The sequence below is a fragment of the Blattabacterium cuenoti genome (assembly GCF_014251695.1).
Lineage (GTDB): Bacteria > Bacteroidota > Bacteroidia > Flavobacteriales > Blattabacteriaceae > Blattabacterium > Blattabacterium cuenoti_T.
In genome coordinates, this window is record NZ_CP059195.1 from 463,870 (window position 1) to 479,744 (window position 15,875).

Here is a 15,875-nt window from a genome sequence, read left to right on the forward strand (position 1 = left end):
AAAAAAAATATGAAATAACAAAAATTCATTCTTCTAAACGTATATCTAATCCCAATCCTTTTAATTCGTAACAAAGTACATTAAAAGATTCTGGATTGTTAGGTTCAGGCATTGATTCTCCTTTTACTATAGATTCATAAGTTTTAGCTCTTCCAGCAACATCATCTGATTTTACAGTTAAAATTTCACGTAAAATATTAGAAGCTCCAAAAGCTTCTAAAGCCCAAACTTCCATTTCTCCAAAACGTTGACCTCCAAATTGAGCTTTCCCTCCTAAAGGTTGTTGGGTTATTAAAGAATAAGGGCCTATTGAACGTGCATGCATTTTATCATCTACCATATGACCTAACTTTAACATATATATTACTCCTACAGTAGCAGGTTGATCAAACTTTTCTCCTGTTCCTCCATCAAATAAATAAGTGGTCCCAAAACGAGGAATTTTTGCTTTATCTGTATATTTGCAAATTTCTTCTATAGTTGCTCCATCAAATATAGGCGTTGAAAATTTCATATTTAATTTATGTCCGGCCCATCCCAATACAGTTTCATATATTTGTCCTATATTCATTCTGGAGGGGACTCCTAAAGGATTTAGAACAATGTCTACAGGACTTCCATCTTCTAAAAAAGGCATGTCTTCTTCTCTTAAGATTCTAGCAACTACTCCTTTATTTCCATGTCTTCCTGCCATTTTATCTCCTACTTTTAATTTTCTTTTCTTAGCAATATATACTTTCGCCATTTTTATAATTCCTGAAGGTAATTCATCTCCAACAGTAATAGAAAATTTTTTATGTTTAAAAATACTATTTAAATCATTTACCGCTATTTTATAATTATGTAAAATTTCTGATACTAAATTATTAATTTTAATATCATTAGTCCAATCCGAAGAATAAATTTCTATATAATCCTGTTTATTTATATTATTAAGTATTTTCATAGTGAATTTTATCCCTTTTTTTATAATTTCTTGTTTTTTTTCATTAAAAACAGAATTATGACATAATTTTCCATCTAAAATAGATTGCAATTTTTTAATCAATAAGTTTTTTAAAAAAAATAATTTTTTCTCATATTCTTTTTCTAAACGTACTATTTTCATTTTATCCTGAGTTCTAGATATTTTATCTTTTATACTTCTAGTAAAAAGTTTTGTATCTATAACAACTCCAAATAATGAGGGTTCAGCCCTTAAAGAAGCATCTTTTACATTTCCTGCTTTATCTCCAAAAATAGCTCTTAATAATTTTTCTTCTGGTGTTGGGTCAGATTCTCCTTTGGGAGTTATTTTGCCAATAAGAATATCACCAGGTTTTACTTCTGCTCCAACTCTTATAATTCCATTTTCATCTAAATCTTTGGTAGCTTCTTCACTAACATTAGGAATGTCATTAGTTAATTCTTCCATCCCTAATTTTGTATCACGAACATCTAAAGAATATTCATCTATATGTATAGAAGTAAACCAATCTTCACTTACAACTTTTTCAGAAATTAAAACAGCATCTTCAAAATTATAACCGTTACACGGAATAAAAGCCGCTTTTAAATTTTTTCCTAAAGCTAATTCTCCATTTTCTGTAGCATAACCTTCACATAAAATTTGTCCTTTAATCACTTTCATCCCTTTTCTTACAATAGGTTTTAAAGTAATACATGTATTTTGATTTGTTTTTCTAAATTTTATCAAATCATAAACCTGAACTTTAGAATCAAAATTCACTAAATCTTCTTTATCTGTTTTATCATAACGAATAATTATTTTTTTTGCATCAACATATTCTACAAATCCATCCTTTTTTGCATTCATCAATATACGAGAATCTCTAGCTACTTGTTCCTCTAATCCAGTTCCTATTATGGGGGCATCAGGCTTTAACAATGGAACTGCTTGACGCATCATGTTAGATCCCATTAAAGCTCTATTTGCATCATCATGTTCTAAAAAAGGGATGAGAGATGCAGATATAGAAGCAATTTGATTCGGAGCTACATCTATATAATTTACTTGATTAGGATTCACTATAGGAAAATCTCCATCTTCACGAGCTATAATTCTATCATATAAAAAATTTCCATATCTATCAATAGCATTAGCTTGTGCTATAATTTTTCCTTCTTCTTCTTCCGCACTTAAATATTTTACTTTCAATTTTAAATCTACTCTTTGATTAGATACAATTCGATAAGGAGTTTCAACAAATCCCATATTATTAATTTTGGCGAATACAGAAAGAGAAGATATTAATCCTATATTAGGTCCTTCCGGAGTTTCTATAGGACATAATCTTCCATAATGAGAATAATTTACATCTCTTACTTCAAAACCTGCTCTTTCTCTAGATAATCCTCCAGGACCTAATGCTGAAAGTCTTCTTTTATGAGTGATCTCAGATAAAGGATTCGTTTGATCCATAAATTGAGATAATTGATTTGTTCCAAAAAAAGTGTTTATTACGGATGATAAAGTTTTAGCATTAATAAGATCTACTGGCATGAAAACTTCATTATCACGAACATTCATTCTTTCTCTTATAGTTCTAGCCATTCTAGCTAATCCAATACTGAATTGAGCATAAAGTTGTTCTCCAACTGTTCTTACTCGTCTATTAGATAAATGATCAATATCATCTACTTCTCTTTTAGAATTAAATAAAGCATTCAAGTGTTCTACTATTGCAATAATATCTTTTTTAGTTAAAACTAAATAATCAGGATTTATATTTAGACCAAGACGTTTATTCAAACGATATCTTCCCACAGGCCCTAAACTGTATCGAGTATCAGAAAAAAAAAGTTTATCTATAACTCCTCTAGCAGTTTCTTCATCAGGAGGTTCAGTATTTCTTAATTGTCTGTAAATATATTCTACTGCTTCTTTTTCAGAATTAGTTGGGTCTTTATGTAAAGTATTATAAATTATAGAATAATCTTTTTTTCTTTCTCCTTCTTTATGTAATAAAATAGTTTTTATTTCATTATGAATCAAAAGATTAATATGTTCTTCTTTCAAAAGAATATTTCTTTCTAGAAGAATCTCATTTTGTTCTATAGATAAAACTTCCCCTGTATCTTCGTCAACAAAATCCTCATGCCAAATTTTCAATACTCTAGCCGCTAAAATTCTATTTATAATATTTTTTTCGTTCCCTTTTATTTCTATCTCCTCAGCTAAATCAAATATTTCCAATATATCTTTATCTCTTTCATATCCTATCGCACGTAATAAAGTTGTCATAGGTAACTTTTTCTTTCTATCAATATATGCATACATTACATTATTAATATCTGTTGCGAACTCTATCCATGACCCTTTAAATGGAATAATTCTAGCGGAATAAAGTTTGGTTCCATTAGCATGATGGGATTGACCAAAAAAAACACCGGGAGAACGATGTAATTGAGAAACAATTACTCTTTCAGATCCATTAAAAATAAAAGATCCGGATGGAGTCATATAAGGACATGTTCCTAAATAAACATCTTGATACACAGTTTCAAAGTCTTCATGTTCAGGATCAGTACAATATAATTTTAATTTTGCTTTTAAAGGAACACTATAAGTTAACCCTCTTTCTATGCACTCTTCTATTGAATATCTAGGAGAATCTATGGAATAACCTTTAAATTCTAAAACAAAAGAATTTCGAGCATCAGAAATCGGAAAATTTTCTGCAAAAGCTTTGAATAATCCTTCATTTTTTCTATCTTCTGGCTTTGCATCTAATTGAAAAAATTCTTTAAATGATTTAATTTGAATATCCAAAAAATCAGGATATTCTACTTGTTTTGCTACTGAGGCAAAAGTGATTCTTTTTTTTTCTGTATTCACCAATTTTAATTTAATGGATAATTTTTCAAAAAAATGTAAGTAAATTATCTATTTTAATTCCACTTCAGCACCTATTTCTTCAAATTTATTTTTTAAATCTTCTGCTTCTTTTTTATTTACAGATTCTTTAATAATACTGGGTATGTTGTCTACTAAATCTTTAGCTTCCTTCAGCCCCTTTCCAGTAATTTCTTTAACTAATTTTACTACAGATAATTTAGAATTTCCTGATGATTTTAAAATTATGTTAAAAATACTTTTTTCCTCTTTCTCATAGGTTTTTTCTTTTTGAGATGAATGAGTATTTTCCACTTTATCTGAAATATGCGGTTCTATTCCATATTCTTTTTTTAAAAGAGTAGCTAATTCATTAACTTGTTTTACGGTTAGATTCACTAATTGTTCTGCTAGCTTTTCTATCATTTTATTATTTATTTTAAAAATATTAGAAGGAGACTTTGATTTTCATTTTTTCATCTTTTTTTGATAAGATAAGGATTTTAAAATTTCACATACTTTATATTTGGTTGAATATAAAAAAGATGAAAAAATATTCTTTATTGAAAATTGAAGTATATTTAAAATTTCCGCAATGATATCTTCCTTAGATTTTATACGGAGCAATACATTTAAATCTTTGTTCCCACCAAAATAAAAAGATTTTTGAGCATAAGCTCCTTTTAAGCAAGGTTTATCAGTTTTCTCTTGAGTATGAAAATTTTTTATAATTTTTGAAGTAACATTTGCAACATTCAAATTTGAAAATAATAGTGTTGTATTTCCATTTAAAATCGGAAAAAAAGAATTGAATTTTTTATTTTTTATTATAGCTTTTTTCAACAACGTATTTTTAACCACTCTCATTCTAATACTATGTTCATAAAAATTCTTTCTAAGAATAGATATTTGACTAGAATTTAAATCGGATATATCAATCAAATATAATGTTTCATTATTAGATAATATAGAAATTAATTCCAATAGTTCTTTTTTTTTATTTTTTTTATTCATTTGTTCACGAAACTTTTAAAATCTAATGGAAGACCATAACTCATGGTACTAGATAAATAAATACTTTTTATATAGGAACCTTTAGATGCAGACGGTTTGTTACGAATAATTATTTTCATAAATTCTACGATATTATCTAATAAATATTGATGTGAAAATGAAACTCTTCCTACTGAAGCATGAATAATTCCATAACGATCTGCTTTAAAAGCAATTTTTCCAGATTTAATTTCTTTAATAGATTTTTCTGGATTTACAGAAACGGTTTCCATTTTAGGATTGGGCATTAATCCCTTAGGACCTAATATCTTTCCTATACTTCCTAATTGATTCATAACAGAAGGAGTGGCAACAATAACATCAATCTTTGTCCATCCAGATTTAATTTTTTCAATATAATTTAATCCAACATAATCAGCCCCTGCTTTTTTGGATTCTGATTCTTTATCTTTAGGAACTAAAGCTAATATGCAAATATTTTTACCTGTCCCATGAGGTAATGAAACCGTTCCTCTTACCATTTGATTAGGAAAACGGATATCTATACCAAGATGAACAGAAATATCAACAGATGCATCAAATTTTACAAAATTAATTTCTTTTATAAGAAGTATTGCTTTTTCTAAAGAATACTTTTTTTTCGAAATTTTTTCTATAACTTTTTTTTTATTTTTAGTTAATTTTTTTGACATAATGAATGAAATGTTTTAACTAACTATCAATTTCTATTCCCATAGATCTAGCCGTACCGGAAATCATGGATATAGCAGACTCAATCGAAAAACAATTAAAATCTTCCATTTTATTTTTCGCTATTATTTTGATTTCATTTAAACTTATTCTTCCTATTTTCGAACGATTAGATTCTTTAGATCCTTTTTCTTTTTTTATTGCACTCAACAACTGAATAGAAACTGGAGGTCTTTTGATCAAAAAAGAAAATGATTTATCTTCATACACAGTTATTACGACGGGACATTTTTCTCCTATTTTATTTTGAGTAAGAGAATTATATTGTTTACAAAATTCCATAATATTAACTCCAGAACTCCCCAAAATAGGACCTATAGGAGGGGCTGGACTCGCTTTTCCTCCATTAATATTCTGTATTTTAATTTTTTTTATCGCTTTTTTTCTTATTTTGATCATGATTTACTTAGATTTTTTCTATCTGTGTAAAATTTAATTCTAATGGAGTTTTTCTTCCAAAAATTAAAACGGCTAATTCTAATTTTCTTTTTTCTTCATTTATTTTTTCAATCGTTCCATTAAATCCTGTAAAAGGACCGTCTATAACTTTAATTGTTTCTCCTACTAAAAAAGGAATACTAATATTTTCATAACTTTCAGAAAGTTGATCTATTTTTCCTAACATTTTATTTACTTCTTCTGTTCTCATAGGGATAGGAATGGCGGAAGCTCCTTTTCCTTCACTTAAAAAAGTTATAACTCCTGGAACGTTTTTTATCGCATGTGCAGCTTCTCCTTCTAAATTTGCTTCTACCATAACATATCCAGGATAATGAACTTTTTCTCTATGAATTTTTTTCCCTTTTCTCATTTGTATAACTTTTTCAATAGGGACTAATACTTTTCCTATATATTCTTGAAATCCATTATCTCTAACTTCATTCTCAATATATGATTTCACTTTATTTTCTTGTCCACTCATGGTTTTTATTACATACCATTTTCTTTCTAAATCACTCATTAATATATAATTTTATAAAGAAAATAATTTTTTAATCACAAAAATGAAAAAACCATCCACCCCATATAAAAATATGGATAGAAATATGGAAAAAAAAAACACAATCATTGTTGTTGATTGTAAATCCTCCCATTTAGGCCATGTAATACAATAAAAAAATTCGTTATAAATTTCTAATAAAAAATTATTTGTTTTCATACACGAATAATCAATGCACGGACGGTAAGGATCGAACTTACGACCTTCGGTTTTGGAGACCGATGCTCTACCAACTGAGCTACATCCGTTTTAAAATTATATTATAGTGTTAAAATTAATCCATTATATGAATAACTTGTCCCGCTCCTACCGTTTTTCCCCCTTCACGAATAGCAAAACGTAAATTCTCACTTAATGCTATAGGTTGATGCAGATCAACCTCCATAGAAACATTATCTCCAGGCATTACCATTTCTATTCCATCTAATAAGTGAATTTCTCCTGTAACATCTGTTGTTCTTAAATAAAACTGAGGACGATATTTATTATGAAAAGGAGTATGTCTTCCTCCCTCTTCTTTTGTAAGAATATATACTTCTGCCTTAAATTTTTTATGAGGTTTCACCGATCCTGGTTCCCCAACTACCATTCCTCTTTTAATATCTTTTTTTTCTATTCCACGTAACAATAAACCTACATTATCTCCTGCTTGACCTTTATCTAAAATTTTTCTAAACATTTCAACTCCTGTTACTGTAGATGATAATTTGTTTTCTCCCATTCCAATTATATCAACTAAATCTCCTGTATTAATCATTCCACTCTCAATACGACCTGTGGCTACTGTTCCTCTTCCTGTTATAGTAAAAACATCCTCTACAGGCATCAAAAAGGGTTTATCCATTTCACGAATAGGTTCAGGAATATAAGTATCTAATACTTCCATTAAATTTTTTATTTTTTCTACCCATTTCTTTTCTCCATTTAAAGCTCCTAATGCGGATCCCTGTATGATAGGGATATTTTCTCCATCATACTCATATTTCGAAAGTAATTCTCTAATTTCTATTTCTACTAACTCTAATAATTCTGGATCATCCACTTGATCTACTTTATTCATAAATACAACAATTTTTGGAACTCCTACTTGACGTGATAATAAGATATGTTCTCTAGTTTGAGGCATTGGTCCATCTGTAGCAGCTACAACTAGAATAGCTCCATCCATTTGAGCTGCCCCTGTAATCATGTTTTTAACATAATCTGCATGTCCAGGGCAATCAACATGTGCATAATGTCTTTTTTCTGTTTCATATTCTACATGAGATGTATTAATAGTAATTCCTCTTTCCTTTTCTTCAGGAGCATTATCTATTGCATCAAAACTTTTTTCTTCTGCTAACCCAATTTCTGATAATACTTTTGTAATTGCAGCAGTTAAAGTTGTTTTCCCATGGTCTACATGACCTGTGGTTCCTATATTTACATGTGGTTTGTCTCGTTTAAATTTTTCTTTTGCCATGATAAAATTATTAAAAGTTAAAAAAAAGCCAACGGCGGGAATTGAACCCGTGACCTCTTCCTTACCAAGGAAGTGCTCTACCTCTGAGCTACATTGGCCATATATGGTAATATTATTCTCATGGAGCGGAAGACGGGATTCGAACCCGCGACATTCAACTTGGAAGGCTGATGCTCTACCAACTGAGCTACTTCCGCCATATAATATATGGGGAGAGCAGGATTCGAACCTGCGAAGGCAATGCCAACAGATTTACAGTCTGTCCTCGTTAACCGGACTTGAGTATCTCCCCAAAAGCCGATGGAGGGATTCGAACCCACGACCCCGAGATTACAAATCACGTGCTCTGACCAACTGAGCTACACCGGCTACTCAAATTTTATTTGTAATAATGAAAATCAAGAAAATACAAATCTATAGAGATTTTTATAATTCTCAAAAAAATAATAAACCTTATAAAACTTTTACATTTTTAATTTTACGGTGAAATATAAATAATGAAAACACTCCAATGAATATCACAACATCGGATAAATTAAAAATGGGTTTAAAAAATTGAAAATTATAACCTCCAATAAATGGGAGCCAATCAGGAAAATTAGTATCTATTATAGGAAAATAAAACATATCTACAACACATCCTTCCAGAAAGGAAGCATATCCTCCTGCATTTTTTTTTTCAAAAAAAGAAGAATTTATTTTAGATATTCCAAAATAAGGAATCCATTTTTTTGCTTCTTGGCTATAAATTGTTCCTGTATCGAATAATAATCCATATAAAGCGCTATCCAAAAAATTTCCCATAGCTCCAGATAAAATTAAACTAATAGGAATAGTCAAATATTTAGAATTCCCTTTTTTTATATTCTTGTAAAGAAAAATAGAAATAAAAAAAACAAAAAAAAACCGAAAAATGCTTAACAGTATTTTTCCATGATATCCTGTCCAAAAATTTACCCCATAAGCCATACCTGGATTTTCTACAAAAAAAATACGAAAAAAAGAAAGGATGTAAACTCCGCCTCCTAATTCAAAATGAGTTTTAATATAAATTTTTAAAATTTGATCTATTGATAAAATAGATAAAATCATTAAAATAAATTTTTTCAAAAAAATTTATTTATTTTTTTCTACCAATCTTTTCCCTTCAATACTAAAAGTAGTATGAGGAACTGCCATAAGACGTTCTTTAGGAATTAATTTTTTAGTAATACGACAAATTCCATAATCTTTATTTCCCACTCTAATCAAAGCCGCATTTAAACTTCTTATAAACATTTGTAAATGTTCCACAATTTTAGCGTTTTGTTCCTTACTTAAGGTTTCTGATCCTTCCTCAAAAGCTTTAAAAGTAGGATAAGTATCATCTGTTCCATTGTTTTTATCATTATAAAATGATTCCTTAAAAATTAATAAATCCTTTTTTGCTTTTTTCAATTTATCAAGTATAAGTTTACGAAACTCTTTTCTTTCTTCCATAGAATATCTTTGTTTCACTAGTCCTTTCATTCTTTTACATTTTCAGATTTTCGAATCTGCATATATAATATGAATTTTTCTTCAAAATATATTTTTTCTTCCTCTTCTTCATATTTTGTTACATTTTCTTGTAAAAAAACATCTATAGCAAGAGTTTCTTTACAAATAAAATCTTTTTTTTTTTGCAAAAAAATTTGTACTTTATTTCGATATATATCATTTCCTTTTATACTTATATATACAAATATTTTTTCAATTACATCATATTTACGATCTTTTCTAATTTTTTGTATATGTCTAATTAATTCTCTAAGAAAACCTTCTTTCCAAAGAGAATCTGTAATACGTAAGTCTAATGCTATCGTTAATTTTGAATCAAATAAAACCGACCAACCTTTAATATATTCAGTAATAATTTTTACATCTTCTAAAAAAATATGAATTTTTTCTTCTTTAAGAAAAAAAACGCATTTTTTATTTTCTTCTATTTCTCTAATTTCTTTTTGACTAAATTTTTTTATAATATTAGAAATACTTTGAGTTTTATTTCCAAATTTAGGCCCCAAAGATTGATAATTAGGCTTAATATGTTTGATTAATTCAAGATTTTTGTAAGAGGAAAGAAATTCTATTTTTTTTACATTAGCTTCTTGAAATATAATTTCAGACGATTGTTCCAATTGTAAACGCATTTTTTCATCAGAAATAAGAATTAGCAACCTTTGCAAAGGTTGACGAATTTTTATTTTATTTTTTTTTCTTATAGAAAAAACCATTGCTATTATTTTCTGAATCCAAAGCATCCTATTTTCCAATTTTTTATTAATTAAATTAGAATCATAAATAGGATAACTTGTCATATGAACACTTTTGAAATTTTCTTTTTCAGTAACAGAATTTAAATCCACATATAATCTTTCAGAAAAAAATGGAGCAATGGGAGAAATTAACTTAGCTACAACAATTAAACATTTATAAAGAATTTGATATGCAGATATTTTATTTTTTGTATATTTTTCTTTCCAAAATCTTCTTCTACATAATCTAACATACCAATTACTTAATTTATCTAAAACGAAAGATGAAATCAAACGAGCAACTTTACTTGGATTGTAATTGGCATAATAATTATCTGTTTCTTTAATAAGAGTATTTAATTCAGAAAGAATCCAAAAATCTAATCCTGTATAATAATTTAAAGACTCTTCTTCTTTTTCTTTATAAGAAAAACCATCAATATTAGCATATAAAACAAAAAAAGAATAGATATTATACAAGGTTCCAAAAAATTTATTTATAACAGTATGAACCTCATTTATATTAAATTTTAAATTCTCCCAAGGCTCAGAATTAAATATAATATACCAACGTATAGCATCAGGGCCATAATTGTCTATTAAATCAAAAGGATTTATAGAATTTCCTTTACTTTTTGACATTTTACGACCATTTTTATCTAAAACCAATCCTGTTGATACAACATTTTTATATGCTATAGAATCAAATAATAAACTGCTAATAGTATGCAAAGTAAAAAACCATCCTCTTGTCTGATCTATCCCTTCCGAAATAAAATCAGCGGGAAATAATAAATTTTTATCTATATATTCTTTATTTTCAAATGGATAATGAAATTGAGCATATGGCATAGCACCAGAATCAAACCACACATCAATTAAATCCGGTTCTCTTTTCATAGGGGTCCCTTTGGAAGAAGTCAATATGATCCCATCCAAAATATGTTTATGCAAATCTATTTTATCATAATTATTGTCACTCATATCATCTAATATAAAATCTTCAAATACATTATGTGACATAAAACCATATTTAATAGATTTTTGAATTTCAAAAAATAACTCTTTAATTGATCCTACTACAATTTCCTCATCTCCTTTTTCGGTTCTCCAAATAGGAAGTGGGGTCCCCCAATATCTAGAACGTGAAAGATTCCAATCTTTTGTATTTTTTAGCCAAGAATCAAAACGTTTTTTCCCTGTAAAATCAGGATACCATTGAATTTTTTGATTCAAAGTAATCATTTTCTCTTTTATATCTGTAGTTTTTATAAACCATGAATTTAATAGATAATAAAGTATTGGTTTTTCTGTTCTCCAACAGTGTGGATAAAAATGAATATATTTTTCCGTTCTAAATATTTTATGTTCTTTTTCTAGAAAAAAAATTATTTCTTTATCTACTGAAAAAAATTTTTTTTGATTTGTATTGAATTCATCTTTAACATATTTCTCTGAAAATCCGTAAGGAAAATTTTTTATAAATTTTCCTTGAAAATCAACTAAAGGAACAGGTATATTTTCTTCATTTAAAACTAACATTGGAGGAATATTATATTTTTTAGACACCATAAAATCATCCATTCCAAATGTTGGAGAAATATGAACAATTCCTGTTCCTTCATTGACATTAACAAAATCTCCTATTACGATCTGAAAGGCATTCTTTTCGTTATAATAAGGTTTGAACCAAGGTAACAATTGTTCATATTTACTGAATATTAATTCTTTTCCTTTAAATTTTTCTACTATAAAATAAGGGATTTTATGGTTTTTTTTTATATTATTAATATCTAACTCAATGTTACTTGACACAGAATAAAATTGATTTGATAACAATATTTTATGAATTAATTTTTCAGAAAAAACAATACTTTCTTTTAAAAACGTATATGTATTATAGGTTGTCACTAATACATAGTCTATGTCAAAACCAATAGCTAATGCTGTATTTGAAGGAATAGTCCAAGGAGCCGTTGTCCATGATATAAAATATATATCACCTAAAATATTTTGAAATCTTTCAGGTAAAGTATTTTTAATTGCCTTAAATTTTAAAAAAGGAGATAATTGCTTCACTTCCTTATAAGTTTCCGGCATATTCAATTCATGATAACTTAATCCTGTTCCTGCAGCCGGAGAATAAGGTTGAATTGTAAAACCTTTATAAATAAGATTTTTATTATATAACTTTTTGATTAACCACCATATACTTTCTATATATTTTGTATTATAAGTAATAAAGGAATTATCTAAATCTATAAAATATCCTATTTTATCTGTAAATGATTGCCATTTTTTTAATGATTTATTGACAAAATTTTTACAAAAATTATTATATTGTTTTACACTAATTTTTTTTCCTATATCATTTTTAGTAATTCCCATATTCTTTTCCACATTTAATTCTACTGGAAGGCCATGGGCATCCCAACCTGCTTTTCTAAATACTTTTTTACCTTTAAGTGTGTGATATCTACAAAAAATATCCTTTATAGTTCTAGTTAGAATATGATGAATTCCAGGATTACCATTTAAAGATGGAGGCCCTTCATATAAAACATATAAAAGGGGATTTTTTTTATTACAAAAATTAGAATTACTTTGAAAAAAATTATGTTTTTTCCAAAATTGAGAGATTTCTATGGTTATCTGACTAAGATTCAATTTTTTATATTCTATAAATATTCTTGACATAAAGCTATAATGATAAATTAATAATCTTCTATTTTAATAATTATACTTTTATATGAATAAAAATGAAACCTTTTCTTGCAAAAAAAAAGAAGAAACTCCATTAATAAAGCAATATAATAATATAAAAACTAAATATCCAGATACAATTTTATTATTTCAAGTTGGAGATTTTTATGAAACTTTTGGAGAAGATGCCATTAAATGTTCTAAAACATTAAATATCGTTTTAACCAAACGATCTCATATACATTTAGCAGGTTTTCCTTGCCATTCTTTAAGTACTTATTTACCAAAATTGATACGTTCAGGATTTCGTGTAGCTATTTGTAATCAATTAGAAGAACCAAAAAAAGGTAAAAATATTGTAAAAAGAGGAGTAACAGAACTTATTACTCCAGGAGTAACCATAAATGAAAATATTATACCTCCTAAATCAAACAATTTTTTAGCTTCTATTCACGTAGAAAAAAATAAATATTTTGGTTTAAGTTTTTTAGATATTTCTACTGGTGAATTTTTTGTAACAGAAGATACAAAAAATAATATTTTACAATATTTAAAACATTTTCATCCTAGTGAAATTCTTTTTCAAAAAAAGGAAAAAAAATTCTTCGATCAATTGTTAAAAGGAAAATACTATACTTTTATTATGGAAGATTGGATGTTTGATTATTCATTGGCATATGAAAAATTAACATCACACTTTAAAATAAATTCATTAAAAGGCTTTGGAATAAATGATTTAAAATTAGGTATTATTTCTTGTGGAGCCGTTTTATCTTACTTACATAATACTCTACATTTAAACATAAAACATATTTCTAATATACGAAGAATCAAAAGGAAAGAATACATGTGGATAGACGATTTTACTTTTCGAAATTTAGAAATATTTTATCCATTACATAAAGAAGGAGTTTCTTTAATAAAGATACTAGATTATACTATCACTCCTATGGGGGGAAGGTTATTGAAGAATTGGATTCTTTTTCCTTTAAAAAATTTATTTTATATACAAAAACGTCATCAAATAGTACAAGAATTATGCACTAATAATATGATACGTACTTTTATCAAAACAAAACTAAAAAATGTTTATGATATAGAAAGAATAATTTCAAAAATCGCTGTTGGAAAAATTTCTCCACGTGAAATGTATACATTATATAAATCTTTAATTTCCATAACCAAAATACAAAAAAAATTTCTATCTCAAGAATCTAAAATTCTTACAAATATTGGAAGTTCTTTTCAAGATTGTAATTTTATATGTGAAAAAATTGCTAATACGATACAAGAAAACCCTCCACATCAAATTGAAAAAGGAAAAGGAAATGTTATCATTAAAGGTTTTTCTAAGGAATTAGATGAAATTCGTATGATGTACTTTTCTCAAAAAGAATATTTAGAAAAACTTTGTTCAATCGAACAATTAAAAACAGGAATTAATAATCTAAAAATTGGATTTAATAATATTTTTGGATATTTTTTTGAAGTTAAAATTTCTAAAATAGAAAAAGTCCCATCTCACTGGATGCAAAAACAAACATTGACGAATTCAGTTCGGTATATTACTGAAGAGTTAAAAAATTATGAACTAAAAATATTTAATGCCGAACAAAAAATATTTTCTTTGGAAAAAGAGATATTTAATAATCTAACAAATCAAATATTAGAAATAATAAAACCCTTACAAAAAAATGCAAAAATAATTGCAAAATTAGATGTATTATGTTCTTTTTCTAATTTAGCATTAGAAAATAATTATGTTAAACCAAACATAAACGATTCCTTAAAAATATCAATAATAAAAGGACGACATCCAGTCATTGAAAGACAATTCATTGCTAAAACTTCTTACATCCCTAATGATATTATTTTAAATAAATCAAATCAACAAATATTAATCATAACAGGACCTAATATGGCAGGAAAATCGGCTATTTTACGTCAAACTGCTATTATTATACTGATGGCTCACATTGGTAGTTTTGTTCCTGCTAAATATGCAAAAATAGGATTAATAGACAAAATATTCAGTAGAGTTGGAGCATCCGATAACATTTCTTTAGGAGAATCGACTTTTATGGTAGAAATGAATGAAACAGCAAATATATTAAATAATATTTCCAGAAGAAGTTTTATCATTTTAGATGAAATAGGAAGAGGAACTAGTACTTATGATGGAATTTCAATAGCAAAATCGATCATTGAATTTTTACATGAAAAAAATGTACGTCCTCTAACCTTATTTGCCACACATTATCATGAATTAAATGAAATGAGTCTTTTTTTTAAAAGAATAAAAAACTATCATGTATCTGTAAAAAAAACAGATGATAACATTATTTTTATGCGAAAACTAATAATTGGAGAAAGTAAAGATAGTTTTGGAATTTATGTAGCGAAAATATCGGGTATGCCTGTAGAAATTATTGAAAAAGCGAAAAAAATATTAAATACATTAAAATCAAAAAAAAATAAAACGGAAATGAATAAAAAAAAAATTTTTTATTTATTAAAAAAAATAATTTTTTCTATAAAAACAATAAAAAATATTGATTCTTTATCAGTGCAAGATGCAGCTATTAAAATTCATGAGATTAAAAATTTATTGGATTATTAAAATTTGCTATATATATAAAGTGTATTTAAATTAGTCATTTCAAATCTGTGCGAGAGTAGCTCAGTTGGTAGAGCACGACCTTGCCAAGGTCGGGGCCGCGGGTTCAAATCCCGTTTCTCGCTTTTTAAGCACCCGGATGGTGGAATTGGTAGACACACAGGACTTAAAATCCTGTGATCATTGTGATCGTACGGGTTCAAATCCCGTTCCGGGTA

12 protein-coding genes and 7 tRNA genes are annotated in these 15,875 nt (G+C 27.3%); 3 read left to right on the plus strand and 16 right to left on the minus strand.

Going from position 1 to position 15,875, the window contains the following annotated elements:
* Positions 1-25: 25 nt before the first annotated feature.
* From rpoB to ileS, 16 genes are all read right to left on the minus strand, one after another.
* Positions 26-3,841 (minus strand): DNA-directed RNA polymerase subunit beta, encoded by a 3,816-nt coding sequence (gene rpoB, locus H0H62_RS02250; RefSeq protein WP_185860581.1) that lies wholly within the window; start codon positions 3,839-3,841, stop codon positions 26-28.
* Between the two features lie 45 nt (positions 3,842-3,886).
* Positions 3,887-4,261, minus strand: coding sequence for a 50S ribosomal protein L7/L12 (rplL, locus tag H0H62_RS02255; protein ID WP_185860582.1), 375 nt, complete (start codon positions 4,259-4,261; stop codon positions 3,887-3,889).
* A 42-nt stretch (positions 4,262-4,303) separates the two neighbouring features.
* On the minus strand, positions 4,304-4,849 hold the full coding sequence (rplJ, locus tag H0H62_RS02260) for a 50S ribosomal protein L10 (RefSeq protein WP_185860583.1): 546 nt from the start codon (positions 4,847-4,849) through the stop codon (positions 4,304-4,306).
* Entirely contained in the window at positions 4,846-5,541 is a 696-nt protein-coding gene (rplA, locus tag H0H62_RS02265; protein ID WP_185860584.1) for a 50S ribosomal protein L1, read from the minus strand. The genes rplJ and rplA overlap by 4 nt, the downstream gene beginning before the upstream one ends.
* A 19-nt stretch (positions 5,542-5,560) precedes the next feature.
* Positions 5,561-5,998, minus strand: coding sequence for a 50S ribosomal protein L11 (gene rplK / locus H0H62_RS02270; RefSeq protein ID WP_185860585.1), 438 nt, complete (start codon positions 5,996-5,998; stop codon positions 5,561-5,563).
* Positions 5,999-6,005: 7 nt separating this feature from the next.
* Complete coding sequence (nusG, locus tag H0H62_RS02275) at positions 6,006-6,560, minus strand: transcription termination/antitermination protein NusG (protein WP_185860586.1); 555 nt, start codon at positions 6,558-6,560, stop codon at positions 6,006-6,008.
* A gap of 12 nt (positions 6,561-6,572) precedes the next feature.
* Positions 6,573-6,758 carry a preprotein translocase subunit SecE gene (secE, locus tag H0H62_RS03100; protein ID WP_185860587.1) on the minus strand — a complete coding sequence of 62 codons (186 nt, stop codon included), beginning with the start codon at positions 6,756-6,758 and terminating at the stop codon, positions 6,573-6,575.
* Between the two features lie 16 nt (positions 6,759-6,774).
* Positions 6,775-6,847, minus strand: a tRNA-Trp gene (locus H0H62_RS02285).
* 26 nt (positions 6,848-6,873) lie between these two features.
* Positions 6,874-8,061 carry an elongation factor Tu gene (gene tuf, locus H0H62_RS02290; RefSeq protein ID WP_185860588.1) on the minus strand — a complete coding sequence of 396 codons (1,188 nt, stop codon included), beginning with the start codon at positions 8,059-8,061 and terminating at the stop codon, positions 6,874-6,876.
* A gap of 26 nt (positions 8,062-8,087) precedes the next feature.
* A tRNA-Thr gene (locus tag H0H62_RS02295) sits at positions 8,088-8,159 on the minus strand.
* 23 nt (positions 8,160-8,182) lie between these two features.
* Positions 8,183-8,258, minus strand: a tRNA-Gly gene (locus H0H62_RS02300).
* Positions 8,259-8,269: 11 nt separating this feature from the next.
* A tRNA-Tyr gene (locus H0H62_RS02305) sits at positions 8,270-8,353 on the minus strand.
* 3 nt (positions 8,354-8,356) lie between these two features.
* Positions 8,357-8,430: transfer RNA gene (locus H0H62_RS02310), tRNA-Thr, on the minus strand.
* 84 nt (positions 8,431-8,514) lie between these two features.
* Complete coding sequence (locus H0H62_RS02315; RefSeq protein WP_185860589.1) at positions 8,515-9,171, minus strand: lipoprotein signal peptidase; 657 nt, start codon at positions 9,169-9,171, stop codon at positions 8,515-8,517.
* 6 nt (positions 9,172-9,177) lie between these two features.
* Positions 9,178-9,570: a TraR/DksA family transcriptional regulator gene (locus tag H0H62_RS02320; protein WP_185860590.1), complete on the minus strand. Its 393-nt coding sequence runs from the start codon at positions 9,568-9,570 to the stop codon at positions 9,178-9,180.
* Positions 9,567-13,034 carry an isoleucine--tRNA ligase gene (ileS, locus tag H0H62_RS02325; protein ID WP_185860591.1) on the minus strand — a complete coding sequence of 1,156 codons (3,468 nt, stop codon included), beginning with the start codon at positions 13,032-13,034 and terminating at the stop codon, positions 9,567-9,569. Before ileS ends, H0H62_RS02320 begins: the two co-directional genes overlap by 4 nt.
* A gap of 52 nt (positions 13,035-13,086) precedes the next feature.
* Here ileS and mutS point away from each other — a divergent pair, with 52 nt between their 5' ends.
* The 3 genes from mutS to H0H62_RS02340 all read left to right on the plus strand — a co-directional run bounded on the left by mutS (position 13,087) and on the right by H0H62_RS02340 (position 15,875).
* Positions 13,087-15,660 carry a DNA mismatch repair protein MutS gene (mutS, locus tag H0H62_RS02330; protein ID WP_185860592.1) on the plus strand — a complete coding sequence of 858 codons (2,574 nt, stop codon included), beginning with the start codon at positions 13,087-13,089 and terminating at the stop codon, positions 15,658-15,660.
* 49 nt (positions 15,661-15,709) lie between these two features.
* Positions 15,710-15,782: transfer RNA gene (locus H0H62_RS02335), tRNA-Gly, on the plus strand.
* Between the two features lie 8 nt (positions 15,783-15,790).
* Positions 15,791-15,875, plus strand: a tRNA-Leu gene (locus tag H0H62_RS02340).